This window comes from Pseudomonas trutticola BRTCR10 (genome assembly GCF_056155105.1).
The window spans coordinates 4,133,886-4,159,484 of sequence record NZ_CM149552.1 but is presented as its reverse complement, the minus strand read 5'-3'; the positions used below and the strand labels follow the sequence as shown (position 1 = coordinate 4,159,484).

Annotated in this window: 22 protein-coding genes; 15 read left to right on the top strand and 7 right to left on the bottom strand. The window is 58.9% G+C overall.

The features are described from left to right. Position 1: 1 nt before the first annotated feature. Together cysS and ACVVH8_RS18845 are read left to right on the top strand one after the other, a co-directional pair. Positions 2-1,384: a cysteine--tRNA ligase gene (cysS, locus tag ACVVH8_RS18850; protein ID WP_475225559.1), complete on the top strand. Its 1,383-nt coding sequence runs from the start codon at positions 2-4 to the stop codon at positions 1,382-1,384. 273 nt (positions 1,385-1,657) lie between these two features. After that, positions 1,658-2,875 (top strand): MFS transporter, encoded by a 1,218-nt coding sequence (locus ACVVH8_RS18845; protein ID WP_475225556.1) that lies wholly within the window; start codon positions 1,658-1,660, stop codon positions 2,873-2,875. 189 nt (positions 2,876-3,064) lie between these two features. Here ACVVH8_RS18845 and ACVVH8_RS18840 read toward each other — a convergent pair whose 3' ends face one another. Beyond that, positions 3,065-4,903: a sigma-54-dependent Fis family transcriptional regulator gene (locus tag ACVVH8_RS18840; RefSeq protein WP_475225554.1), complete on the bottom strand. Its 1,839-nt coding sequence runs from the start codon at positions 4,901-4,903 to the stop codon at positions 3,065-3,067. Positions 4,904-5,283: 380 nt separating this feature from the next. Between ACVVH8_RS18840 and ACVVH8_RS18835 the strand changes: the two genes are divergently transcribed. Genes ACVVH8_RS18835 through ACVVH8_RS18810 form a run of 6 tightly spaced genes read left to right on the top strand, consistent with a single transcriptional unit; the run spans position 5,284 to position 11,234 of the window. Then, entirely contained in the window at positions 5,284-6,378 is a 1,095-nt protein-coding gene (locus ACVVH8_RS18835; RefSeq protein ID WP_475225552.1) for an ABC transporter ATP-binding protein, read from the top strand. After that, the gene (locus ACVVH8_RS18830) at positions 6,378-7,487 is read left to right on the top strand and encodes an ABC transporter ATP-binding protein (RefSeq protein ID WP_475225549.1); all 1,110 of its coding nucleotides are present in this window, start codon (positions 6,378-6,380) and stop codon (positions 7,485-7,487) included. Before ACVVH8_RS18835 ends, ACVVH8_RS18830 begins: the two co-directional genes overlap by 1 nt. Next, positions 7,484-8,350 carry a carbohydrate ABC transporter permease gene (locus tag ACVVH8_RS18825; RefSeq protein WP_475225547.1) on the top strand — a complete coding sequence of 289 codons (867 nt, stop codon included), beginning with the start codon at positions 7,484-7,486 and terminating at the stop codon, positions 8,348-8,350. The genes ACVVH8_RS18830 and ACVVH8_RS18825 overlap by 4 nt, the downstream gene beginning before the upstream one ends. A gap of 9 nt (positions 8,351-8,359) precedes the next feature. Then, the gene (locus ACVVH8_RS18820) at positions 8,360-9,160 is read left to right on the top strand and encodes a carbohydrate ABC transporter permease (RefSeq protein WP_003192012.1); all 801 of its coding nucleotides are present in this window, start codon (positions 8,360-8,362) and stop codon (positions 9,158-9,160) included. Between the two features lie 10 nt (positions 9,161-9,170). Further along, positions 9,171-9,443, top strand: a complete 273-nt coding sequence (locus ACVVH8_RS18815; RefSeq protein WP_103305295.1) for a DUF2160 domain-containing protein — start codon at positions 9,171-9,173, stop codon at positions 9,441-9,443. A 48-nt stretch (positions 9,444-9,491) separates the two neighbouring features. Next, positions 9,492-11,234, top strand: coding sequence for an ABC transporter substrate-binding protein (locus tag ACVVH8_RS18810; RefSeq protein WP_103305296.1), 1,743 nt, complete (start codon positions 9,492-9,494; stop codon positions 11,232-11,234). 238 nt (positions 11,235-11,472) lie between these two features. Here the strand turns inward: ACVVH8_RS18810 and ACVVH8_RS18805 are convergent, their stop codons facing one another. The 4 genes from ACVVH8_RS18805 to ACVVH8_RS18790 form a co-directional block, all read right to left on the bottom strand. Beyond that, positions 11,473-11,850 carry a type II toxin-antitoxin system VapC family toxin gene (locus ACVVH8_RS18805; RefSeq protein WP_475225545.1) on the bottom strand — a complete coding sequence of 126 codons (378 nt, stop codon included), beginning with the start codon at positions 11,848-11,850 and terminating at the stop codon, positions 11,473-11,475. Continuing rightward, a complete protein-coding gene (locus tag ACVVH8_RS18800; RefSeq protein ID WP_475225542.1) occupies positions 11,847-12,185 on the bottom strand; it encodes a type II toxin-antitoxin system Phd/YefM family antitoxin in 339 nt (112 codons plus the stop codon). The genes ACVVH8_RS18805 and ACVVH8_RS18800 overlap by 4 nt, the downstream gene beginning before the upstream one ends. 236 nt (positions 12,186-12,421) lie before the next feature. Then, positions 12,422-13,855 carry a heavy metal sensor histidine kinase gene (locus tag ACVVH8_RS18795; protein WP_475225540.1) on the bottom strand — a complete coding sequence of 478 codons (1,434 nt, stop codon included), beginning with the start codon at positions 13,853-13,855 and terminating at the stop codon, positions 12,422-12,424. Further along, on the bottom strand, positions 13,852-14,526 hold the full coding sequence (locus ACVVH8_RS18790) for a heavy metal response regulator transcription factor (RefSeq protein WP_475225537.1): 675 nt from the start codon (positions 14,524-14,526) through the stop codon (positions 13,852-13,854). Before ACVVH8_RS18790 ends, ACVVH8_RS18795 begins: the two co-directional genes overlap by 4 nt. Positions 14,527-14,937: 411 nt before the next feature. Between ACVVH8_RS18790 and ACVVH8_RS18785 the strand changes: the two genes are divergently transcribed. The 6 genes from ACVVH8_RS18785 (at position 14,938) to ACVVH8_RS18760 (ending at position 22,179) form a co-directional block, all read left to right on the top strand. Beyond that, positions 14,938-16,185: a TolC family protein gene (locus ACVVH8_RS18785; protein ID WP_475225535.1), complete on the top strand. Its 1,248-nt coding sequence runs from the start codon at positions 14,938-14,940 to the stop codon at positions 16,183-16,185. A 49-nt stretch (positions 16,186-16,234) separates the two neighbouring features. Then, positions 16,235-17,428 (top strand): efflux RND transporter periplasmic adaptor subunit, encoded by a 1,194-nt coding sequence (locus ACVVH8_RS18780; RefSeq protein ID WP_212809484.1) that lies wholly within the window; start codon positions 16,235-16,237, stop codon positions 17,426-17,428. Positions 17,429-17,443: 15 nt separating this feature from the next. Continuing rightward, positions 17,444-20,590 carry a CusA/CzcA family heavy metal efflux RND transporter gene (locus tag ACVVH8_RS18775; RefSeq protein ID WP_475225533.1) on the top strand — a complete coding sequence of 1,049 codons (3,147 nt, stop codon included), beginning with the start codon at positions 17,444-17,446 and terminating at the stop codon, positions 20,588-20,590. A gap of 235 nt (positions 20,591-20,825) precedes the next feature. Then, entirely contained in the window at positions 20,826-21,029 is a 204-nt protein-coding gene (locus ACVVH8_RS18770; protein ID WP_212809479.1) for a co-regulatory protein PtrA N-terminal domain-containing protein, read from the top strand. A gap of 67 nt (positions 21,030-21,096) precedes the next feature. Further along, entirely contained in the window at positions 21,097-21,429 is a 333-nt protein-coding gene (locus ACVVH8_RS18765; protein WP_137219223.1) for a DUF2790 domain-containing protein, read from the top strand. A gap of 369 nt (positions 21,430-21,798) precedes the next feature. Further along, on the top strand, positions 21,799-22,179 hold the full coding sequence (locus ACVVH8_RS18760; RefSeq protein WP_103306800.1) for a DUF6124 family protein: 381 nt from the start codon (positions 21,799-21,801) through the stop codon (positions 22,177-22,179). Positions 22,180-22,246: 67 nt separating this feature from the next. Here ACVVH8_RS18760 and ACVVH8_RS18755 read toward each other — a convergent pair whose 3' ends face one another. Together ACVVH8_RS18755 and ACVVH8_RS18750 are read right to left on the bottom strand one after the other, a co-directional pair. After that, a complete protein-coding gene (locus ACVVH8_RS18755; protein ID WP_475225530.1) occupies positions 22,247-23,029 on the bottom strand; it encodes a hypothetical protein in 783 nt (260 codons plus the stop codon). A gap of 217 nt (positions 23,030-23,246) precedes the next feature. Next, entirely contained in the window at positions 23,247-24,572 is a 1,326-nt protein-coding gene (locus tag ACVVH8_RS18750) for an OprD family porin (protein WP_475225528.1), read from the bottom strand. A 519-nt stretch (positions 24,573-25,091) separates the two neighbouring features. Between ACVVH8_RS18750 and ACVVH8_RS18745 the strand changes: the two genes are divergently transcribed. After that, positions 25,092-25,556: a GNAT family N-acetyltransferase gene (locus tag ACVVH8_RS18745; RefSeq protein ID WP_475225525.1), complete on the top strand. Its 465-nt coding sequence runs from the start codon at positions 25,092-25,094 to the stop codon at positions 25,554-25,556. The last annotated feature ends 43 nt before the right edge of the window (positions 25,557-25,599 follow it).

Here is a 25,599-nt window from a genome sequence, read left to right as displayed (position 1 = left end):
AGTGCTGACGATTTACAACACGCTCACCAAGAGCAAAGAAGTCTTCAAGCCGCTCGATGGCAACAATGTGCGCATGTACGTCTGCGGGATGACCGTGTACGACTACTGCCACATTGGCCACGGCCGCAGCATGGTTGCGTTCGACCTGGTGACCCGCTGGTTGCGGTTCAGCGGTTACAACCTGACCTACGTGCGCAACATCACCGATATTGAAGACAAGATCATCAATCGCGCCCGCGAAAACGGCGAGCCGTACGACGCACTGACCGAGCGCATGATCACGGCGATGCACGAGGACGAGGCGCGCCTCAACATCCTCAAGCCGGACATGGAACCGCGTGCCACCGACCATATTCCGGGCATGCTGAACATGATCCAGACGCTGATCGACAAGGGTTACGCCTACGCCCCGGGCAATGGCGACGTGTACTACCGCGTCGCCAAGTTCATGGGCTACGGCAAACTGTCGCGCAAGAAGATCGAAGACCTGCGCATCGGTGCGCGGATCGAAGTCGACGAAGCCAAGCAGGATCCGTTGGACTTCGTGCTGTGGAAAGCCACCAAGCCGGGCGAGCCAAGCTGGGAATCGCCATGGGGCGCCGGGCGTCCGGGCTGGCACATCGAGTGCTCGGTGATGTCCACCTGCTGCCTCGGCGAGACCTTCGATATTCATGGCGGCGGCAGCGATCTGGAATTCCCGCACCACGAAAACGAAATCGCCCAGAGCGAAGCGGCCACCGGCAAGACCTACGCCAACGCGTGGATGCATTGCGGCATGATCCGTATCAATGGCGAGAAGATGTCCAAGTCCCTGAACAACTTCTTCACCATTCGCGACGTGCTCGACAAGTACCACCCGGAAGTCGTGCGTTACCTGCTGGTGTCGAGCCACTACCGCAGCGCGATCAACTACTCGGAAGACAACCTCAAGGACGCCAAAGGCGCACTCGAGCGTTTCTACCACGCGTTGAAAGGCCTGCCGACTGTGGCGCCGGCTGGTGGCGAAGCGTTCGTCGAGCGTTTCACCACGGTGATGAACGACGACTTCGGCACGCCGGAAGCCTGCGCCGTGCTGTTTGAGATGGTGCGTGAGATCAACCGTCTGCGTGAGAGCGATCTCGATGCGGCGGCCGGTTTGGCGGCACGTCTGAAAGAGTTGGCGAGCGTGTTGGGTGTGTTGCAGCTCGAAGCCGATGACTTCCTGCAAGCGGGCGCTGAAGGGCGTGTCGATGCGGCTGAGGTTGATGCGCTGATTGCTGCGCGTCTGGCAGCACGTGCCGGCAAGGACTGGGCCGAATCCGACCGCATCCGCGACCAGCTCACCGCCATGGGCGTGGTGCTGGAAGACGGCAAGGGCGGCACGACCTGGCGTCTGGCTGACTGATCGCTGTACCTGCTGGAGACATCCGCCGCGATGATCGTTCCCACGCTCTGCGTGGGAATGCCTCTTCGGACGCTCCGCGTTCGGCTTTGCAGGGACGCAGAGCGTCCCGGGCTGCATGCCCACGCGGAGCGTGGGAACGATCAAAACAAAACCCGCCCTGCGCGGGTTTTTGTTTTTCTGCCGCATAGCCGAGGTTGCTTTTGACGTTCGCCTAGGTCTTGATGTCTGACGCGGCAGCGGGATGCTGCTCAGCGACGAATAGAGGGAGGAATCATGGCTAATCACTATCGCGAACTGCTGACAACCCCTGGTGCCACGGGGTTAGTGCTCGCGAGCTCCATCGCCCGCTTGCCGCAGGCAATGATCGGCATTGGCATCATCACCATGTTGGTGGAGCAGACAGGTGTTTACTGGCTGGCCGGGGCAGTCGCCGGTACGTTCACCCTGGCCAACGCATTGCTTGGCCCACGTATCTCGAAACTGGTTGATCAACGTGGTCAGAGTCGAGTGCTACCCGTGGTGACGGCATTCAGCATCGTCATGTTGCTGGCGCTGATCTTCGCCGTTCACTTGAGGGCGCCCGCCGCGTTGTTTTTTGTGCTGGCTGCCCTGGCAGGAACAATGCCGAGCATGCCGTCCATGATCAGGGCACGCTGGTCGCAGTTATTCCGGGGCAAGCCGCAACTGCACACCGCGTTCTCTCTGGATACGGTCCTGACCGAACTCGCCTACATCATCGGCCCGCCACTGGCGATCGGCTTGAGCGTGAGCTTTTTCGCCGAAGCCGGACCGCTGGTGGCGGTGGCGTTGCTGGCTGTCGGGGTGACGGCGTTCCTTTTGCAACGCCAGACTGAACCTAAAGTGGTCGTGGGCCATGTCAGCAATACCGGCTCAACCCTGCTGATTCCCGGTGTTCGCACGATTGTCCTGGCGCTGTTGGCGATGGGCGCTATTGGCGGTTCAATCGATGTTGCTGTCGTGGCGTTCGCCAATGCACAAGGCTGGCCAGCGTCCGCCACTTTCATCCTTGCAGCCTATGCCTTCGGTTCGCTGGTGTCGGGCCTGACGTTCGGTGCGTTGCGGGTTTCGCTGGCGATTGAAAAACAGTTTTTTATCGGGATTTTGGTCACGGCAGTCACCGGCGTACTGCCGGTTTTCTCTCCGGACGTTTATGTCCTTTCCGCGATGCTGTTTATCGCTGGCATCTCGTTTGCGCCCACCATGGTTGTGGTAATGAAACTGGGGACGATCATCATCCCGCCGTCTAGGATCACCGAAGGACTGACTTGGATGACCACGGGCATCAGCATCGGCGTGGCGCTTGGGGGCATGCTGGCGGGGGTGGTGATTGATGCATTTGGTGCACGGGCGGGGTTCGGCGTGGCGATTTGCGCGGGGTTGATGATGATGGTGGTGGTTCTGGTGGGACTTCGCACCTTGGCGGCTGTTTCCACTGCGCGTGTTGAGCCGGTCTTTTCGCCCTCACCCTAACCCTCTTCCCCAGGAGAGGGGACTGATTGGGGGATATTCACGAGATACGCTGACCTGAACGATGTGTGCCGAATCCATAATCAACCCGTTTTTTCAGGTCGATGTATAACGCCAGACATCTCGGTCGGCTCCCTCTACCTCCGGGAGAGGGCTGGGCTGGCGGCGTTCCGATGAGGGATCGGGATTCACTCAACCCTCAATCTGCCGCAGCCGCTTATAAAGCGTGTTTCGACTAACGCCCAGCCTTCTGGCCAGATGGGAAATATTCCCCCCGGAAGCCTTCAACTCCCGGTTCAACGCCTCCACATCATTCAGATCAACCCCCAACGGCTGTGCGCTCTCAACCGGCTCCATCTCCAGATCAACAAAAAAGTCATCCGGCAAATGCTCCGGCCGCACTGGTTGTTCCTCGGCCATGGCCAGCGCCACCTGCATCACGCTGCTGACTTGGCGCAGATTCCCAGGCCACGGATGACGGCCAAACAGCTCCAGCACTTCACGGCTCAACCCTGCCCATTGCGTCGGTTCACGATGCTGTTCCCACAGTCGTTTAAACAACGCTTCTTTATCACTGCGCTCCCTAAGCGGCGGCAGTTCCAGAGTCAGTCCGCCAATGCGGTAATAAAGATCCTCACGAAACCGCCCCAATTGCACCTGTTCCCTCAAAGAGCGGTTGGTCGCCGAGATAATCCGCAAATCCACCGCGAACAACTCGCTGCTGCCTACCGGTTGCACGCAACGTTCCTGCAGCACCCGCAATAACCGCGCCTGGGTCGGCAACGGCATGTCGCCGATTTCATCGAGGAACAGCGTGCCTTTGTCAGCCTTGCGAATCAGGCCGATGCTGCCTTTCTGATTGGCGCCGGTGAATGCGCCTTTCTCGTAGCCAAATAGCTCAGACTCCACCAGTTCAGCGGGGATCGCCGCGCAATTGACGGCGATAAATGCCTGTTTGCTCCGTGAGCTGGCCTGATGCAGGGCTTTGACGAACACTTCCTTGCCGACCCCGGTTTCGCCGTGAATCAACAGGGGAATGTCTTTCTCCAGTAAGCGCTCAGCCTGGCGCACGGCTTTTTCCACGCGGCTGTCGCCAAAGTGCAGGGTATTGAGGCTGATCGCCGTCGGTGCGGCGGGTTTGGCCTCAGTAACAAATACTCGCGCTTGAATCGGCGCCTGTTTCGGCCGCTTCAACAGACACTGAAAGCGGTTACGACCGGAGGTCTGCAAGGCAAACGGCAAACCGTCCGGCTGATTGATCAACTCCAGCAACGACACCTTGAACAGACTCTCGACGCTGACCCGCGACAAGCGCACACCGAGCAAATTGTCCGCCCGCCGATTCGCCGACAGCACCTGACCGCTCTCATCAAAGATCAGCAATCCGGCCCACTGACTGTCGAGGTTGTTCAACCCGGTGTTGAAGGTCAGTTGAAAATGTTGGCCATGGAACAGGTTGAGGATCAGCCGGTTTTCTACGGTCTGGCTCATCATCTTGACCATGCCCAAAGTGTGCGAGGGCGGCAGATAGCTGTCGCTGGACACATCAAGCACCGCAATCACCTTGCGCTCGGCGTCGAAAATCGGCGCGGCGGAGCCGGTCATGAAGCGGTTGGCCTTGAGGAAATGCTCATCGTGTTCAATGTGTACCGCCTGCTCACAGGCCAGCGCAGTGCCGATGGCATTGGTACCGCTGGCGCGTTCGATCCAGCTCGCCCCCGGCTGAAAACCCCGGGCCAGACTCGGCTCGATAAAGCGTTGTGTGCCCCATGAGGTCAACACCTGGCCCTGATTGTCGGCGAGCATGATCAGGCAGTTGGAATTGCTCAGGATGTTTTCGTAGTAGGGCAGGACTTCCTGGTGGGTGGTCTGCACCAGCGAGTGATGGCTATCGAGCAGGTGCGCGATGCCGGCGGCGGGCAGTTGATCAAAGGCCGGAGTGCTTTGGTGGTCGAGGCCGAACGCGCGGCAACGTTGCCAGGAACTCTGGACGAGGGCGTCGTGGGACAGCGGCGGGGCAGGTGCGGCCATGGCAATGGGCCTCTGATGCAGCGATTTTTATTGTTGTTATGGGCCCAATCTTTGAAACCTGCACAGATCAATTGTAGGAGTGAGCCTGCTCGCGATAGCGGTCTATCAGACACATTCGCATTGACTGACACACCGCTATCGCTAGCAGGCTCACTCCTACAGAGATCTTCGTGTTCACGAAATCGGGCAAAAAGCGTTCATAGAGTGTTGTTCACTATTGTTCATTGTCAATCGCCCGACTGTTCAAATGTGTTCAGCATTGAACGCCGTTTCCCTGCGCTTTCAGCGATTTTTACGACAAATCAACAGCTTGCCATTTCTGGCACGAAAGTCGCTCCAGTGCACAGGTCGCTTGACTCCAATAATAAAAAGGCCGAGCCATGTCACTCACCCTGGAGCACGTCTGCCGTACCGTCGAAGGCCAGACCTGGATCGACGATGCATGCCTGAAATTCGAACCCGGTTCCTTCAACGTTTTGCTCGGCCGCACCCTGTCCGGCAAAACCAGCCTGATGCGTTTGATGGCCGGTCTGGACAAACCCGACAGCGGCCGCATCCTGATGAACGGCGTCGACGTTACCCAGCGCCCGGTGCGTTTGCGCAACGTGTCGATGGTCTATCAGCAGTTCATCAATTACCCGACCATGACCGTGTTCGAGAACATCGCCTCGCCGTTGCGTCAGGCCGGTGTCTCAAAAGAGATTATCCATAGCAAGGTGCAGGAAACCGCGAAGATGCTGCGCATCGAGAAGTTTCTGCAACGCTATCCGCTGGAACTCTCCGGCGGCCAGCAACAGCGCACCGCCATGGCCCGCGCGCTGGTCAAGGATGCCGAACTGATCCTGTTCGACGAGCCGCTGGTCAACCTCGATTACAAACTGCGCGAAGAACTGCGCCAGGAAATGCGCGAGCTGTTCAAGCTGCGCCACACCATCGCCATCTACGCCACCACGGAACCTAACGAAGCCTTGGCGCTGGGCGGCACCACGACCATTCTTCATGAAGGGCGGGTGATCCAGAGCGGCCCGTCGACCGAGGTTTATCACCAGCCGCAATCGGTACTGGCGGCGGAATTGTTCTCCGAGCCACCGATCAACTTGATGCCCGGGCGCATCGCAGGCAATGAAGTCAGCTTCGCCAATTTTGTGCACTTCCCGTTGAACGTCGATTTGCGTCCGGTGGGCGAGGGCGAGTTCCGTTTCGGCGTACGCCCGAGCCACATCTCGCTGGTGCCGAGCAACGATGACGATCTGGAATTGGCGGTGACCGTTGAAGTCGCCGAGATCAGCGGATCGGAAACTTTCCTGCACGTGCGCAACGAGCATTTCCTGCTGGTGCTGCACCTGCCCGGTGTTCACGAATACGACGTCGATGCGCCGATCCGCATTTACATCCCGACCCACAAACTGTTCGTTTTCGATGCGCAGGGCCGTCTGGTGCAAGCACCGGGCCGGCGCGTCGCGAGGGTTGCCTGATGGCCGAAATCCGTTTGCAGCACCTCGCCCACAGCTACAGCAAAACCCCGAGCGGCGCGGAGGATTACGCGATCCGCGAGATGGACCACGTCTGGGAGCAGGGCGGCGCCTATGCCTTGCTCGGCCCGTCGGGTTGCGGCAAGTCGACCTTGCTCAACATCATTTCCGGCCTGCTCAGCCCCTCGCAGGGGCACGTGTTGTTCGACGGTAAAGCGGTCAACGACCTGACGCCGGAGAAGCGCAACATCGCCCAGGTTTTCCAGTTTCCGGTGGTCTACGACACCATGACCGTGTTCGACAACCTCGCCTTCCCTCTGAGAAATCAGGGCATGGCCGAGGCGAAAGTGCACAGCAAGGTGCAGGAAATTGCCGAAGTCCTCGACCTGCAAAACCTCCTGAGCAAGAAGGCGCGCAATCTTACCGCCGACGAAAAACAGAAAGTCTCGATGGGCCGTGGTCTGGTCCGTGACGACGTATCGGCAATCCTCTTCGACGAGCCGCTGACGGTGATCGACCCACACCTGAAGTGGAAGCTGCGGCGCAAACTCAAGCAGATCCACGAGCAGTTCAACATCACCATGGTCTACGTCACCCACGATCAGCTGGAAGCCTCGACCTTCGCCGACAAGATCGCGGTGATGTACGGCGGCCAGATCGTCCAGTTCGGCACGCCACGGGAATTGTTCGAGCGGCCCAGCCACACCTTCGTCGGCTATTTCATTGGCAGCCCCGGGATGAACCTGATCGAGGTGCAGCCACAGCCCGGCGGCGTCGGTTTTGCCTCGACGCACCTGCCGTTGTCCGACGCCATGCAGCGACATATCGAACACGGCCAGTGGAAAAATCTGAAGGTCGGCATCCGCCCCGAGTTCATTCACGTGTGGGACGAGCCATTTGACGACGCGATGCAGGCACACGTCGTACACGTCGAAGACCTTGGCACCTACAAGATCATGACTCTCGACCTCGACGGCGCGCCGCTGAAAGTGCGTCTGGCCGAAGACAAACCGGTGCCCCAAGGCACCGCGTACATCAGTTTTCCGGCGCAGTGGCTGATGGTTTATGCCGATGAGTTTCTGCTTGAAGCCGATGATGAGGTGCAGCCATGAACAAGGTGCAGAACAACAAGGCCTGGTGGCTGGTATTGCCGGTGTTCCTGCTGGTGGCGTTCAGTGCGGTGATCCCGATGATGACCGTGGTCAACTATTCGGTGCAGGACATCTTCGACCAGTCCAGCCGCTACTTCGTCGGTGCCGACTGGTACAAGCAGGTGCTGCTTGATCCGCGTCTGCACGACTCGTTGCTGCGCCAGTTCATCTACTCGGCGTGCGTGTTGTTGATCGAGATCCCGCTGGGCATAGCGGTCGCCCTGACCATGCCGACCAAGGGCCGTTGGTCGTCGCTGGTGCTGATCATTCTGGCGATTCCGTTGCTGATTCCGTGGAACGTGGTTGGCACCATTTGGCAGATCTTTGGCCGCGCTGACATCGGCCTGCTCGGTTCCAGCCTCAACGCCATGGGCATCAGCTACAACTACGCGGCCAACACCATGGACGCCTGGGTCACGGTGCTGGTGATGGACGTCTGGCACTGGACTTCACTGGTGGCGCTGCTGTGCTTCTCCGGGCTACGGGCGATTCCCGACGTGTATTACCAGGCCGCGCGGATTGATCGGGCCTCGGCCTGGGCGGTGTTCCGGCACATTCAGTTGCCCAAGTTGAAGAGCGTGCTGCTGATCGCGGTGATGCTGCGCTTCATGGACAGTTTCATGATCTACACCGAGCCGTTCGTGCTCACCGGCGGCGGGCCGGGCAATGCCACGACCTTCTTGAGTCAGACGTTGACGCAGATGGCTGTAGGGCAATTCGACCTCGGGCCGGCAGCGGCGTTTTCGCTGGTGTACTTCCTGATCATCCTGTTGGTGTCCTGGCTGTTCTACACCGCCATGACGCACTCCGACACCAACCGCTGAGGCCCGGCCATGAGCAAAAGAAAGCTGATTCCGTTGCTGGTGTACATCCTGTTCCTGCTGGTGCCGATCTACTGGCTGCTGAACATGTCCTTCAAGAGCAACACCGAAATCCTCGGCGGCCTGACGCTGTTTCCGCAGGATTTCACGCTGGCGAACTACAAAGTGATCTTCACCGATCCGAGCTGGTACACCGGTTATCTGAACTCGCTGTATTACGTCAGCCTGAACACGGTGATTTCCCTGAGTGTGGCGTTGCCGGCAGCCTATGCGTTTTCCCGCTATCGTTTTCTCGGCGACAAGCATTTGTTCTTCTGGCTGCTGACCAACCGCATGGCGCCACCGGCGGTGTTTCTGCTGCCGTTTTTCCAGTTGTATTCGTCGATTGGTCTGTTCGACACGCACATCGCCGTTGCGCTGGCGCACTGCCTGTTCAACGTGCCGTTGGCGGTGTGGATTCTCGAAGGTTTCATGTCCGGGGTGCCGAAGGAAATTGACGAAACTGCCTACATTGATGGCTACAGTTTCCCCAAGTTCTTCGTGAAGATTTTCATCCCGCTGATCGGTTCCGGCATCGGTGTGACGGCGTTTTTCTGCTTCATGTTTTCCTGGGTCGAACTGCTGCTGGCACGCACGTTGACCTCGGTCAACGCCAAACCGATTGCTGCGGTGATGACTCGTACGGTGTCGGCGTCGGGGATCGACTGGGGCGTGCTGGCGGCAGCGGGGGTGTTGACCATCCTGCCGGGCATGCTGGTGATCTGGTTTGTGCGCAACCACGTAGCCAAGGGCTTTGCCCTCGGTCGAGTCTGAGGAACTGATGATGGAATGGATGAGCTGGACCACCCCGACAGCGGGGTTCTTCATCGCCATTGGTCTGCTGCTGGTGGGCATGACCACATGGGAATTGCGCTCGCCGAGCATCCTGCGGCGAGGTTTTCTGCCGATTGCCACCACCCGTGGCGATCGCTTGTTTATCGGTCTTCTCGGCAGCGCCTACCTGCATTTGCTGGTCATCGGCGCCACCGACTGGAGCATCTGGGTGGCGTCCGCGTTGTCCCTGGTGTGGCTGTTGGCTGTGATGCGTTGGGGCTAGTCGAATCGATCGGCAACCGTGCTCCGAAATCCTAAACAGGAGGTCTCTATGTTCGACAAAAACAATAAGCTGCGACATAGCATTTCATTGGCAGCCATGCTGGCACTCAGCGGTTTGAGCGCCGCCGCGTGGGCCGATGCCTACGAAGACGCGGCAAAAAAATGGATCGGCAGTGAATTCAAACCGTCGACCCTGACGGCCGATCAGCAACTCGAAGAATTGAAGTGGTTCATCAAGGCTGCCGAGCCGTTTCGCGGCATGGAAATCAAGGTCGTTTCCGAGACCCTGACCACCCACGAATACGAGTCGAAAGTGCTGGCCAAGGCCTTCACCGAAATCACCGGGATCAAGCTCACCCACGACCTGCTGCAAGAAGGCGACGTGGTGGAAAAAATGCAGACGGTGATGCAGTCCGACAAGAATATCTATGACGGCTGGGTCAACGACTCGGACCTGATCGGTACGCACTTTCGCTACGGCAAGACCGAATCGATCACCGACCTGATGGCCAACGAAGGCAAGAACTTCACCTCACCGACCCTCGATATCAAGGACTTCATCGGTATCTCGTTCACCACCGCGCCGGACGGCAAGATCTATCAACTGCCCGATCAGCAGTTCGCCAACCTCTACTGGTTCCGCGCCGACTGGTTCGAGCGCGCCGACCTGAAAGCCAAGTTCAAGGAAAAGTACGGCTACGAATTGGGCGTGCCAGTGAACTGGTCGGCCTATGAAGACATCGCCAAATTCTTCAGCGAAGACGTCAAGGAAATCGACGGCAAGCGCGTCTACGGGCACATGGACTATGGCAAAAAAGACCCGTCGCTGGGTTGGCGCTTCACCGATGCTTGGTTCTCCATGGCCGGTGGCGGCGACAAAGGTCTGCCCAACGGTTTGCCGGTGGACGAGTGGGGGATTCGCGTCGAGGACTGCCACCCGGTCGGCTCCAGCGTGACCCGCGGTGGTGACACCAACGGCCCGGCGGCAGTGTTTGCCACGCAGAAATACGTCGACTGGCTCAAGGCCTACGCGCCACCGGAAGCGGCGGGCATGACCTTCTCCGAATCCGGGCCGGTGCCGTCGCAAGGCAACATCGCTCAGCAGATCTTCTGGTACACCGCGTTCACCGCCGACATGACCAAACCGGGCCTGCCGGTGGTCAACGCCGACGGCACGCCGAAATGGCGCATGGCGCCGTCGCCGCGCGGGCCGTATTGGGAAGAGGGCATGAAGCTCGGCTATCAGGACGTGGGTTCGTGGACGTTCATGAAGTCCACGCCTGAGAAACAGAAATTGGCGGCGTGGTTGTATGCGCAGTTTGTGACGTCGAAAACCGTATCGCTGAAGAAAACCATCGTCGGTCTGACGCCGATTCGCGAGTCGGACATCAATTCGCAGGCGATGACCGATCTGGCGCCGAAACTCGGTGGTCTGGTCGAGTTCTACCGCAGCCCGGCCCGCGTGCAATGGACCCCGACCGGGACCAACGTGCCGGACTATCCGCGTCTGGCGCAACTGTGGTGGAGCCACATCGCCGAAGCGGCCAGCGGCGAGAAAACCCCGCAACAGGCGCTGGATGGCTTGGCCAAGGATCAGGACGCGATCATGACGCGCCTCGAACGCTCCAAGGCTCAGGCCACTTGTGCGCCGAAGATGAACCCGGAACGCGATGCGCAATACTGGTTTGACCAGCCGGGTGCACCGAAACCGAAACTGGCGAATGAGAAGCCGAAGGGCGAGACCGTCAGCTACAACGAACTGCTGAAATCGTGGGCGGATGCGCGTAAGTAAACGCTGAAATGTGAAAGGCAAACGGCACCGCGAGGTGCCGTTTTTTTTGGCGCCTGATCTACCGCTTTCGCTTGCAGGCAAGCTCCCACAGGTTTCTGAGTCACTCACATATTCCGAGTGCACCCGAAACCACTGTGGGAGCTTGCCTGCAAGCGATTCGATCTGACATTCAACATTGATATCGACTGACCCGCCGCCATCGTCAACAGGCTGGCTCCCACAGGTTCAGGGGCGGTGGTTAGACTAAAACAGCCAGATCGGTGTACCGAGCAACCAAAGGATCAGCCGTGAGCAACTTCATCGGTTCGGTCATTGCTGTGGCCACGATAATGCGGTCAAACGGATCCCGGTGATGGTGCTCAAGATCCTTAACGGCGATGGCGTGCTCTGCAGTCACTGGCAGTTCGATAAAGCCACTGTCGAGACAATATTGGCGGATTTCTTCCAGATCAACTTTCAGCTTGCCGAGCCCGACCTTGATCGCCATTTCCCAGAAGGTGGCGGCGCTGATGTAGATTTCGGTGGCGTTCTCAATCAGTTTTCTGGCTTTGCCGGACAGTCTGGCGTCATCACTGAGCGTCCAGAGCAAAATGTGCGTGTCGAGCAGAAGCCTCATGCCTGAGTGCCCTCGAATGCATCAAGCATGTCATCGGGCAATGGTGAGTCGAAATCGTCGGGCAACACCAGTTTGCCCTTCATTGCGCCAATACGCTGAGCGCTGGGTTTTCCTACGGGAACGAGGCGAGCCATCGCCCGGCCATGCTTGGCAATCGTGATGACTTGGCCAGCAGCGGCATCATCGACGAGTTTGGATAAATTGTTTTTGGCTTCAGCCAGCGGAACGATGATCATCAGCTCACCCCTGTATTCTGGACAAATATAGCCAGAATATTTCAGCGCTGCCAAACCATAGGCTTCTTCAGCCCATTCGCAAACGATTTCCCTGTTCATTTTTTGCCTCTCGTCGGTATTCCATCTGCCATGCCTCCACCATAGAGCTATGTACTCAAACTGGCTGTAGGACAAAACGGAGGTTGCGGCGAGAGCTTTCGGCGTTTGTGTGGGGACGGGAGCAAATCGGTAAAAAATCGTACGAAAATATCGACTGACCCAGCGCCATCGCCACCGCTGGCAAGCCAGCTCCCATAGGTTTCTGTGGTGCTCACAAATTCCGGGTACACCCGAAATCACTGTGGGAGCTGGCTTGCCAGCGATGGGGTCGTTGGAGTCACCGCAGGAAATTCAAGTCTGAACACGGTCATCGCGCCAGGCAGGCTTTTTACGTCGGCCATACCCTGATGCAGGCTCATGATCGAGCGCACAATCGCCAGCCCCAACCCGGTACTGCCTTGTGAGCGCGAGCGGCTGCTGTCGACACGGTAGAAGCGGTCGAACAGATGCGGTAGATGTTGCGCTTCAATCCCGGCCCCGGGATTGCTGACCAGCAGCGAGCTTTGCGTGGCACCTTGTTCGATCAACAACGTCACGGTTTTCCCGGACGGGCAATGGCGCAACGCGTTCGACAGCAAATTGGAAATCGCCCGCTGAATCATCAACCGATCGCCCATCACCGAGGCGCTGCCGAGCACATTCAAATGAATCTGCTTGTCCTGCGCTGACAGCGAAAACATCTCGGCGACTTTCGACGCTTCCTCTTCCAAAGCAATCTGTTCAAAAGGCGCCAGCGCCGACGGATGACTGACCTGCGCCAGAAACAACATGTCCGAAACAATCCGCGCCACGCGCTCCAGCTCTTCGGTGCACGACACCAGCACATCCTTGTACTCCTCCACGCTGCGTTCGCGCGAAAGCGTCACCTGCGCCTTGCCCATCAGGTTGTTGATCGGCGTGCGCAACTCATGTGCCAGATCATCAGAGAACTGCGACAGCTGCTGCACGCCGGCATCGAGGCGGTGCAACATGAAGTTGATGCCCTGCGCCAGTTCGCTCAGTTCCTGCGGCATGTTCACCGCTGACAACCGATGCTCCAGATCCTGGGTCGAGACCATCGCCGCCACTTTGCGAAACTCGCGCATCGGCGCCAGCCCGCGCTGCACCGCGCCCCAGGCCGTCAGGCCAATGAAGATCAGCAGCAACGGCAAGGCCATCAGCGTCGAACGCAAATAGGCGCTGAGCAAGGCCTGATCGTGCGCGTTGTCCATCGACAGCAGCACCGGTACTCGGGTGCCGTCCTTGAGGCTGATCAGCTTCGAGACGGTGAGGAATTTAGCGCCATCGGCGTCGGTGCTGGTCGAGTAGGCGAGGTCATCGGTGATCGCCCGCACGACCTTCAATTCAAGCCGCGGATCAGCCAGGCCGGTGCCGGACTTGAGCAGCGGCGTGCGCAAATTGCGACGGTCGTAGATCGTCAGCGTCAGGTTGTCGTGCCCCATCACCTGATCGAGAAGAATGTGTGGTTTTCCGCTGATTTCGTTGGCATCGGCGTACAGCGACAGGCTGTGCTCAACTTGCGCCATTTTCTTTTCCAGACTGTCTCTGGAAAGGGCATTCAGCTCATGGGTCAGCGCGAAATACGCGAGGATCGCCAGAAACACCACCAACAGCGCGCCGAGAATACTCACCGTCAAACCCAGGCGCATCGACAGGCTGGCCGGCTTCATTCCCGCGCCTCCAGCACATAGCCGACGCCGCGCAGGGTGTGGATCAACTTATTGTCGAACGGCTCATCGATCTTCGCCCGTAACCGGCGGATCGACACCTCGACCACATTGGTGTCGCAATCGAAATTCATGTCCCATACCAGCGAAATGATCTGTGTGCGGGTCAGCACCTCGCCGGACTGGCGCATCAGCAGGTGCAGCAGGGCGAACTCCTTGGTGGTCAGGTCGATGCGCTGCGCGCCGCGAAACGCGCGATGACGGCCCGGGTCGAGTTCCAGATCGGCGACTTTCAGCACTTGCGGTACCGGGATGTTTTCGCTGCGCCGCATCAACGTGCGCACCCGCGCCAGCAACTCGGGAAACTCGAACGGCTTGACCAGATAATCGTCGGCGCCCAGGTCGAGGCCGCGAATCTTGTCGGCCAGACGCCCGCGCGCGGTGAGCATCATCACCCGCGTCGAATGCGTGCGGCGCAGTTGCTCCAGTACGCCCCAACCGTCGAGTTCGGGCAGATTGACGTCGAGAATGATCAGGTCATAAACCTGTTGTTGCGCCAGGTGCAAACCATCGGCGCCGGTGGCCGCGTGGTCAACGATATAGCCACTTTCGGTTAAACCCTGATGCAAGTATTCGGCAGCTTTAAGCTCGTCCTCGATCACAAGGATTCGCATGATCTATCACCACTTCTATTTAATGGATATTTAATTAAGGGTGGCCGGGAAAGTTGTTGTTTTTGTAGGGGCTTCCGGGTGCAGTAAATAACTGAGTGAGGTGCACGGTAAACGCTGTAGTGGCTACAGGGTCAACGTTTGACCCCTTTAATTCGGCCATCTGCGACAGCCTGTCGCAGCAGGAAGGTGCAAATAGCTATGTATTGCGTTCAGGCAAGTGCTGTTGGGCAGATAACTTCGGCGTATTTGTTTCCATGTATTGCATAGTTGCGTTGCGCACTCCGCATGCTAGAGCAAAACAACTTCCTGCAACCGTGGATAACGGATTTGTAATCTTCCAGTCACCTTGTCGATAAGTTCAAAACCCTACCGTGGCGCCATCAAAGATTCTTGAATAAAGGAAGTCTTCCATTGCCCGGTTTAACAGAATTGACGGCGCGATCACGCCTGAAAAAAATAGCCAGCGGCATTCTGTTGCTGGCCGGTACCAGCCTTGCGCACGCATCGACCCTGACCCTCGATCAAGCCCTGCAAAGCGCCTTCGCCGGCAATCCGGATCTGGCCGCCGCCCAATGGGAAATCGGTATCGCCGAGGGTGACCGCCAGCAGGCCGGGCTGATCCCCAATCCCGAGGTCTCGTGGGAGGCCGAAGACACCCGTCGCGAATCCCGCACCACCACAGTGAAGCTCAGCCAGCCGATCGAACTGGGTGGCAAACGCGGCGCGCGCATTGACGTCGCCAGCCGTGCGCAGGATGCCGCCGGAATCGAGCTTGAACGCAAGCGCAACACCTTGCGCGCCGATGTCATTCAGGCGTTCAACGGCGCCCAGACCGCGCAGCAACGCTTGCAGTTGTCGCGCCAGTCACTGCAACTGGCCGAGCATGGCTTGCGCGTCGCGCAAGGGCGGATCGAGGCCGGTAAATCATCGCCGGTCGAAGGTACAAGGGCGCAGGTGCAGCTCTCCGAAGTGCGCCTGGAGTTGAGCCGCGCCGAACGCGATCAGGCCAATGCCTACCAACAACTGGCGCAGGTCATGGGCGCACCGTTGACGAGCTCGACTACGGTGCAAACCGCCACGCAAAACCTCGCCAGCGCGCCACCGCCGAATCGTTTGCTTGAGCGTCTGAACGAGACCGCCGAGTTGCGTCTGGCCAAACTACAGATCGATCAGCGCGAAGCGTCGTTGGGCCTGGAAAAGTCCCAGCGTATCCCCGATCTGACCGTAAGCCTCGGCAGTCAATACAGCGAAACCGAGCGCGAGCGGGTCAACGTGGTCGGGCTGTCGATGCCGATTCCGCTGTTCAATCGCAATCAGGGCAACGTCCTCGCGGCGGCGCGGCGCACCGATCAGGCGCGGGATCTGCGCAACGCCACCGAACTGCGTTTGCGCACGGAAATCCAGACCAGCCTTGCGCAATGGCAGACCGCCAACGGCGAAGTCACAGCGTTCAACCAGACCATCCTCCCCGCCGCGCAAAGTGCGGTGGACAGCGCCACGCGCGGTTTCGAAATGGGCAAGTTCGGCTTCCTCGACGTGCTTGATGCTCAGCGCACTCTGATCAGTGCGCGCAGCCAATACATCCAGGCTGTCAGCGAAGCCACCGATGCCCGCGTGCGCATCGAACGAATCTTCGGCGACCTCGCCGTCAGCCCTTGAATTTCATCTTTTTGATCACTGCGCGATGGTTTGGCGCAGAGGAGTTTCCATGGAAAAAAAACTGATTGTGGTCGCTGCGGCGACGTTGGCGCTGGGCATCGGCATCGGCTCGATGTGGCCGGGCAACGCGTCCATCGACGCCCACGCTGATGAAGCGGCCGAACATGCCGATCACGCCGAAGAAGGCGCAGCCGCCGACGGCGAACATGACGAAGAAGGGCATATCGAGTTGAGCGCCGAGCAGATCGCTGCGGCGGGCATTCAACTGGCCCGGGCACAGGCGCAGAACATCAGCCTCGGCCTGCCGTTCCCCGGCGAAGTGCGTTTCGACGAAGACCGCACCGCCCACGTCGTGCCGCGTGTTCCCGGTGTGGTCGAGTCGGTGGCAGTCAACCTCGGCCAATCGGTGAAGAAGGGCCAGTTGCTGGCTGTCATCGCCAGTCAGCAGATCTCCGATCAGCGCAGCGAGCAGGCGGCAGCGCAACGCCGTTTGGCCTTGGCGCGCACCACCTATGAGCGCGAAAAGAAGCTGTGGCAGGACAAGATCTCCGCCGAGCAGGATTTCCTTCAGGCGCGCCAAGCGCTGGAAGAAGCCGAAATCGCCGTCAGCAACGCCCGGCAAAAAATCAGCGTGCTCAGCGGCAGCGTGGTCGCTACCGGCGGCAATCGCTATGAACTGCGGGCGCCGTTCGACGGTGTCGTGGTGGAAAAACACCTGACGCCCGGGGAGGTGGTTGATGAAACCACAGCGGCCTTCACGCTCTCGGATTTGTCGCGGGTGTGGGTGACGTTCGGCGTGTCACCCAAGGATTTGACCAAGGTGCAAGTGGGCAAATTGGTCACCGTCAGCGCGCCGGAATTGAATGCGCAAGTCACCGGCAGCGTGGCCTACGTCGGCAGTCTGCTTGGCGAACAAACCCGCACGGCGACTGTGCGCGTCGCCCTGGAAAACCCGCAGGGCTCGTGGCGTCCGGGGCTGTTCGTGACCGCGCTGGTGGCCACCGACAGCCGTCAGGCGCAAGTCGCGGTGCCGGAAACCGCGATCCAGACCGTCGAGGACAAACCCACGGTGTTCGTGCGCACCGACGACGGCTTCAAGGCGCAAGCGGTGGAGCTGGGCAGTCGCGCGGCGGGGCAGGTGGAAATTACCCAAGGCCTGGAGGCCGGCGCGCAAGTCGCCAGCGCCGGCAGCTTTGTCCTCAAATCGGAACTGGGCAAAGCCTCAGCCGAGCACAGTCATTAATCCTGGAAGGTCCTCATGTTCGAACGCCTGATCCAGTTTGCCATCGAGCAGCGCATCATCGTCCTGCTCGCCGTTCTGCTCATGGCCGGCCTCGGCATCGCCAGTTATCAGAAACTGCCGATCGACGCCGTGCCCGATATCACCAATGTTCAAGTGCAGATCAACACCGGCGCCGCCGGGTTCTCGCCGCTGGAAACCGAGCAGCGCATCACTTTCCCGATTGAAACCGCCATGGCCGGTTTGCCGGCACTGGAGCAGACCCGTTCGTTGTCGCGCTCAGGGCTGTCGCAGGTCACGGTGATCTTCAAGGACGGCACCGACCTGTTCTTTGCCCGCCAATTGGTCAACGAGCGTTTGCAAATCGCCAAGGAGCAATTGCCCGAAGGTGCAGAAGCGGTCATGGGGCCGATCTCCACCGGTCTTGGCGAGATTTTCCTGTGGACGGTTGAAGCCAAGGAAGGCGCGCTGAAGGACGACGGCACGCCGTACACGCCAACCGATCTGCGGGTGATTCAGGACTGGATCATCAAGCCGCAATTGCGCAACGTCCCGGGCGTGGCCGAGATCAACACCATCGGCGGCTTCGCCAAGGAATATCAGATTGCGCCGGACCCGAAACGCCTGGCCGCGTACAAGCTGACACTGACTGATCTGGTCACTGCACTGGAGCGCAACAACGCCAACGTCGGCGCCGGTTACATCGAGCGCAGCGGCGAGCAATTGCTGATCCGTGCGCCGGGGCAAGTGGCGAGCACCGAGGACATCGCCAACATCGTCATGGCCAATGTCGACGGCACGCCGATCCGCATCAAGAACGTCGCCACCGTGGACATCGGCCGCGAATTGCGCAGTGGTGCGGCCACGGAAAATGGTCGCGAAGTGGTACTCGGTACGGTGTTCATGTTAATCGGCGAGAACAGCCGTACCGTCTCGCAAGCGGTCGCGAGCAAGCTTGAACAGATCAATAAATCCCTGCCTGTCGGGGTGATCGCCGTGCCGGTTTACGACCGTACGCACCTGGTCGACAAAGCCATCGCTACGGTGAAGAAAAACCTCATTGAAGGCGCGATTCTGGTGATCGCGATTCTGTTCCTGTTCCTCGGCAACATTCGTGCGGCGCTGATTACCGCGATGGTGATTCCGCTGTCGATGCTGTTCACCTTCACCGGGATGTTCAGCAACAAGGTCAGCGCCAACCTTATGAGTCTCGGCGCCCTGGACTTCGGCATCATCGTCGATGGCGCGGTGGTGATCGTCGAAAACACCCTGCGTCGTCTGGCTCACGCGCAGCAGCACCATGGGCGCTTGCTGACGCGAAGCGAGCGATTCAAGGAAGTGTTTGCGGCAGCCAAAGAAGCACGGCGGCCGCTGATTTTTGGCCAGTTGATCATCATGGTCGTGTACCTGCCGATCTTCGCCCTGAGCGGCGTTGAAGGGAAAATGTTCCACCCGATGGCGTTCACTGTGGTGATTGCGTTGCTCGGTGCCATGTTGCTTTCGGTGACTTTTGTTCCAGCGGCGATTGCGCTGTTCGTGACTGGCAAGGTCAAGGAAGAAGAGGGCGCAGTCATGCGCGGCGCGCGTCGCGTCTATGCGCCGGCATTGGCGTGGGTGATGTCGCATCGCACCGTCGCTGTGGGTGCGGCGGTGGGCGTGATTGTGCTCAGCGGCGTGATGACCAGCCGCATGGGCAGCGAGTTTGTGCCGAGCCTGAGTGAAGGCGATTTCGCCTTGCAAGCGTTGCGCGTGCCCGGCACCAGCCTGACGCAATCGGTGGACATGCAGCAGCGCCTGGAAACCTTGATTCTGGCCAAGGTGCCTGAAGTCGAGCGCGTGTTCGCCCGCACCGGCACTGCTGAAATCGCCTCCGACCCGATGCCACCGAACATCTCCGACAGCTACGTGATGCTCAAGCCGAAAGAGCAATGGCCGGATCCAGGCAAGTCCCGCGAAACCCTGATGGCCGAACTGCAAGTGGCGGCCGCGACATTGCCAGGCAGCAACTACGAGCTGTCGCAGCCGATTCAGTTGCGCTTCAACGAACTGATTTCCGGCGTGCGCAGTGACGTGGCAGTGAAGGTGTTTGGCGATGACATGGACGTGCTCAACGCCACGGCGACGAAGATTGCAGCGGCCATGCAGAAGGTCAACGGCGCGTCCGAGGTCAAGGTCGAGCAGACCACCGGGTTGCCGGTGCTGACCATCAACATTGATCGCGACAAGGCGGCGCGTTACGGGCTCAACGTCGGTGATGTGCAGGACACCATTGCCGTGGCGGTGGGTGGTCGCAAGGCCGGGACGTTGTATGAGGGCGATCGGCGTTTCGACATGGTCGTGCGGTTGTCCGATGCCATGCGCAAGGACATCGATGGCTTGTCGGCGCTGCTGATCCCGGTGCCTGCGGTGAACGGTACGGCCAACCAGATCGGCTTCATCGCACTGCAAGACGTCGCCAGCCTCGACCTGGTGCTCGGGCCGAATCAGGTCAGCCGCGAAAACGGCAAGCGTCTGGTGATCGTCAGCGCCAACGTGCGGGGGCGTGATATTGGTTCGTTCGTTGAAGAGGCGGGCGAAGTGATCGAACGTGAGGTGCAGGTGCCGGCCGGTTACTGGACCAGTTGGGGTGGGCAGTTTGAGCAACTGCAATCAGCGGCCAAGCGGTTGCAGATTGTGGTGCCGGTGGCGTTGCTGCTGGTGTTCGGGTTGTTGTTCATGATGTTCAACAATCTCAAGGATGGCTTGCTGGTGTTTACCGGGATTCCTTTTGCCTTGACCGGTGGGGTCATGGCGCTGTGGTTGCGCGATATTCCGTTGTCTATTTCTGCCGGCGTGGGGTTCATCGCGCTGTCCGGGGTGGCGGTGCTTAACGGCTTGGTGATGATTGCGTTTATCCGCAATCTGCGCGAGGAGGGGCGGTCGCTTGCGGATGCGATCAACCTCGGTGCGCTGACACGCCTGAGGCCGGTCTTGATGACGGCGCTGGTGGCTTCTCTGGGGTTCATTCCGATGGCGCTCGCGACCGGCACCGGTGCAGAAGTGCAACGGCCATTGGCGACGGTGGTAATTGGCGGAATTCTGTCTTCGACCATTCTCACGCTGCTGATCTTGCCGGCGCTGTACCAACTCGCCCATCGCCGGGATGAGGACTCAATGCCCACCTGATTGTGAACACAACCCTGTGGCGAGGGGATTTATCCCCGATGGGTCGCGCAGCGGCCCCAAAAAAGCAGGCCTGCTGCGCAGTCCATCGGGGATAAATCCCCTCGCCACAGGTATTGCGCAGGCTGCTCAGTGGTGGGGTAAGGCCAGATAACGGATATGTAATTTCCCCGCCACCGTCCCGATAGGTTCGCCTTGTTACCTTGATCCCGTCAGCTACTTAAACGAGGAATCAAACATGAAATTCGCCCAAATCAGTGCCTTCACCGCAGCTTTGGCGTTGTCTTCCCTGGCCATGGCCGAAGGTGGCGGCGACCGTACTTTTGAAAAAATGATGGCCGCCAGCGACCGCTCGGTAGAGCTGTTTGTCGCCAAGGAAAAGGCTGCAGGCAATCCGGTGGTCGTCAATGAAAAGAAAGACGACAAAACCCAGGATCTGTAACCACACCGTGCTGGAACAAGCCTGTCATCGCGCATCGATGCCGGGCTTTTTTATGGAGGAGTTGAAGATGAAGTTGATCAAGTCGTTGACCCTCGCCGGCGTCATGGCGATGTCCATGAATGTGCTGGCCGAGGGCGGGGGTGACCGCACGTTCGAGCGCGCATTCAGCGCCAACGCCAAAGCCATGGCGCAATACGCCGCCAACCAGGGCAAAGCGCCGCCGGTGGTGAGGGATTACGAATACGGGATGAAGCTGGACGTGGTGAAAATCGTCAGCGTGGTGAAGCCGCAGCCTGCCTGCTCGGTCGTCCCCACCGCCATGACCTATGAAGATTCGCAAGGGCAGCTCAACACCCTCAAATACAGCGTGGCGGGTGTTTGCCGGAACAGCGGTGGATAGCCGACACCGGGGGTATTGCAATATCACGATCTGTATTTCGCTTCGGGATGTTTAAGGGTGTAGGTCAATCGCAGAACCTTCCCACAATGTTTTCAGGTTGTCCGTCGGACGTCGGCTCTCTAGTGTGTGGATGTCGCTGCCAAATCAGCGATCGGGATTGGAACCCCGGACCACCCGAAAGCGCAAAATTGGCTTTCATAACGTATGCTTGCGCACCTTGATGGTGTGCACTCCGTTATGGCGGCTGTGCGCGGGAGACTTCGAGTCTGTCGGGTTTTGTCTGGTGGCCCGGGTTCCAACCTGCGTACAGCTGCCACCCTTCGATTGGAACCGAATGGGCCAGCTCCATTGCCACACCGGAGTTTCATCATGAAAAAGCCAACGCCCAATCCGCCTGAAACAACCGTTCCAGCGGACGCCGACACAACATCCCCCTACGTCTCCGCCGATATTCGAAAACTCCACAAAGCCGCCGACCGCGCCCTCGACTTTTACCTCAAACCCAGCGCCGCGATCATGGCCACGCCCTACACCCCCAACCAGATGTTCCTGGCCAATCCCAAAGCCGACACCGAATCCCTGCTGGCCAACGCCTGCGAATCCCTGGCCTCCGCCTCCGTCATGCTCGGCGACTTCGCCGCGCTGCTGGAAGGCACGCATCGTAAGACGATTCTGGGCATCGCCCAAGTCGTCATGCTCGGCGAACTGGCGGTGAACAGGGCTTTGGATAACGTCGAGCCTGCTGGCTGATCAATCTGCCGAGAGGGGTGAAAAAACGCGGCGCTATCCAGGCCGCGTTTTATTGAAAGACTGATCGTCAGGCGAACACTGCGAAGATCCACGCCGTGCAGTAAACCGCGACAAAACCCGGAACAGAGTAGCCAAACATCCGGGCCGGAATATTGACCCAGTTCCGCAGAGGCAACGGAAAACGGTCAATCTCGGGAATGGCATCGGGATCACTGGCCTGCAGATAGCCATAGTCCAGGAACAGAATGTTCGAGATGTGGTACAGGCGGCAGGAGCGGCCATAAACACTGTCACCCAGCACCCGCCTGTTTCGTTCGACGAAGTAGGACTCTTTCAGAAAAGACTCGATCTCAGTCAGTTTGAAAAAGCTGACGTACGTCCGCACGAGCAACGCCACAGCGGCCACCAGTACACAGGCGATCAAGGCTGCCACGTACAGCAGCTTCGCGTCGCTCGCCGGTGTGGAAAGCGTCGTACATAACCGCTCGAAACCGAGCCAAAGCAACAGTAGACAGGCCCCCATCAGAGCCATTCGCAGAAGGCATCGTGGCATCGCCAGCCACTTTTTCAGATGCGCCGGTAAGCGCTCGGCCTCCGTGACCGCGTGGCGCTCCAGCATAAGGGGGTAAGTGATTCGGCCGGTGAGTGTGCGAATCTGCCTGACTCTCTTCATTCGCCCCAACGGGCCATTGCCCAGTCTTTTTCGTTCAGTGCCGACAAAGTCAGACTCGATGAGGTGGCGTTCCATCTGATCGAGCCGGAACCCGGCGGCAAACAGCGTTATTGCTTCGCTGAGGAAAATCAGCAGCAGTACAACGCCCCATGAAGCGCGGTAAATGAGGTCAAGCACAATTGATCCTTGGAATTGATCCACCTGACTCCGATTCAGGTGTAGGGAACGTCGGAACGCCACTCTTTACCTGATAGTTCTTGGGGTCACAAGCGCTCTCGCCACTCTGTCTGTTAAACACCGGGCATAAAAAAGGCGCCCCGAAGGACGCCAAAAGATTCACCTCTTACCAAAGGAGCAAGGAGCTTCTAAAGGTGAATGTGTTGTGCTCGTGAACTCAGAGAATCGCCAATGGGTATTCGACAATCACCCGAACTTCATCCAGATCGGACTCAAACGCCGTGGCGCGGGTTGTGGCCTGGCGCAAGCGTAATGACAGGTCTTTCATCGAACCACTCTGCACCACGTATTTGACTTCGATGTCGCGCTCCCAACGCTTCTGATCGGTCAGCGGGTTACCTTCGGCATCACGGCGCATGTACACCGCGTTGGCGTTGGAATAATCGGCATCGGTGCCGCGCGCGTAACGGGTCATGAACGACAGGCCGGGCACGCCGTAGGTAGTCATGTCGAGGTCATAACGCACCATCCACGAACGTTCTTTCGGTGAGTTGAAGTCGCTGTACTGGATGGAGTTGTCGAGGAAGATCGAGTCGGACTGGCGCAGGTAATCGAAGTCGTCATTACCATTGTTGCGCTGGTGGGAGAGGGCGACGGAGTGGGCGCCGAACTTCACGCCGGCACGGCCGCTCCAGATGTTGTTGTCGAACTCGCCGAGCAGTTGTTTGCCCTCATCGACAGCCTTGTAATAGTTCAGGCCACCGAACAGCGACAGGTCGTCAGACAGTGGATACGTCCACGAGGTGCCGGCGTAGTACTGATTCCAGGCATCCTTGAGGCGACTGGAGTAGAGGCTGAAACTGAGGTTTTTGTTAATCGCATAATCGCCGCCGCCGTAAGCGATCCACGGCGAATTGACCGGGCCTGCATAGAAGGTCGCGAAGTTCTCGCGCGTGTCGCTGGACACCGGTTGGCTCATCGCGTGCAGTCGACCGCCCTGCACCGACAGACCTTCGATGCTGGTGTTGGTCGCTGTCACGCCGCGAAAGCTTTCTGGCAGCAAACGAGAGTCACCCGCCGCCACGACCGGGTTTGCCGGGAATACATCACCGACCCTGACCACCGTATCGAATGCCCGCACTTTCGCCGCGCCACCGACCTTGGTGTATTCGTCCCGCGCCTCGCCGTCACTGTTGACCGGCAACACATCAAACGAACTGCGCCCACCGTTGCGCCCGTCACCGGTGTCGAGTTTCAAACCGATCATCGCAAACGCATCAACACCCACCCCGACGGTGCCTTGGGTAAAGCCGGATTCGAACTTGCTGATCACCGCGTGCGACCAGGCTTCGGAATAACCGTTGCCGGTAGGGCTGGACTGGCCGTTGCGGTGATCACGATTGAAGTAAAAGTTGCGGTTGAGCACCGTCAGGCTGCTGCCTTCGACAAAACCCTCAGGCTTGTCTTCTGCAAACACCATGGACGGCCCGGAGCCGACCACCACCGCTAAAGCGGCCATCGATATTTTTGTATTGTTAACCATCAAACACTCCTTGGGTTCGGCAGAACGGGAACGTGCTTCGGCGTGGGTTTTATTGTTCGACGGGCATGGGGCTCGTCGGCATGGTCGCCGGGGGACATCGTTGCAAGCTGCGGATAACGCCAAGGTGATGAGGGAATTACAATTTCGTCATGTGGCTGTAACGCCAAGCCATGCGGGTGTACCTGGATTTATGAACACCACTGAAACCTGTGGGAGCGGGCTTGCCCGCGAAAGCGTTGGGTCAGGCAATGATGATGCTGAATGTGCCGGCGTCATCGCGGGCAAGCCACGCTCCCACATGAGTTTAGGGGAAACTTCGCGATTGACGTGTCGGAACAATCCACAGCACTATCCGACCATGACTGCCCAACACCGAATGAACATGATGTGCTCCTCTATGACCGCTTCCGGCGGGCCATAAGGTCATACGTGTTTGTCATTTGACGTGTACCCAAAGCCCCACCAGAAATGGACGGGGCTTTTTCATTGCCCATCCGCACATGGCTCATGGAGAGAGAAATGTTCGAAATCAGAAGAGCGACCCCGGACGATGCCCAGATTGCCTTCGATATCCGGCGACTAGCGATTCGGCATCAGTGCATCGGTGCCTACAGCGAGCAGCAAATGCTCGATTGGACGAGAGGTTCGGCCGAGGACGGTTACGACACACTCATGGCAAAGCATTTCTATTTGGGGTGCGTGGACGGTGAAGCGGTAGCGACCGGGATGCTTGATCTACAGCATCGTGAAATCGGTGCGATCTTTATTCTTCCTGATTTCATGCAGCGGGGGTTGGGTCAGCGTGTCCTGTATTTTCTTGAGAGCCTAGCGCGAGAGCTGGGGCTGACAGAGGTGTGTCTGGACGCAACGTTGAACGCTGCCGACTTTTACCGGCGTTGCGGTTACATCGGGGAGGGGAGTGCGATTTACCAATCACCTTCAGGGCTGCAACTGGCGTGTGTACCGATGGTGAAGAAACTTTGATGCAATTGTGGCGAGGGAGCTTGCTCCCGCTGGACTGCGTAGC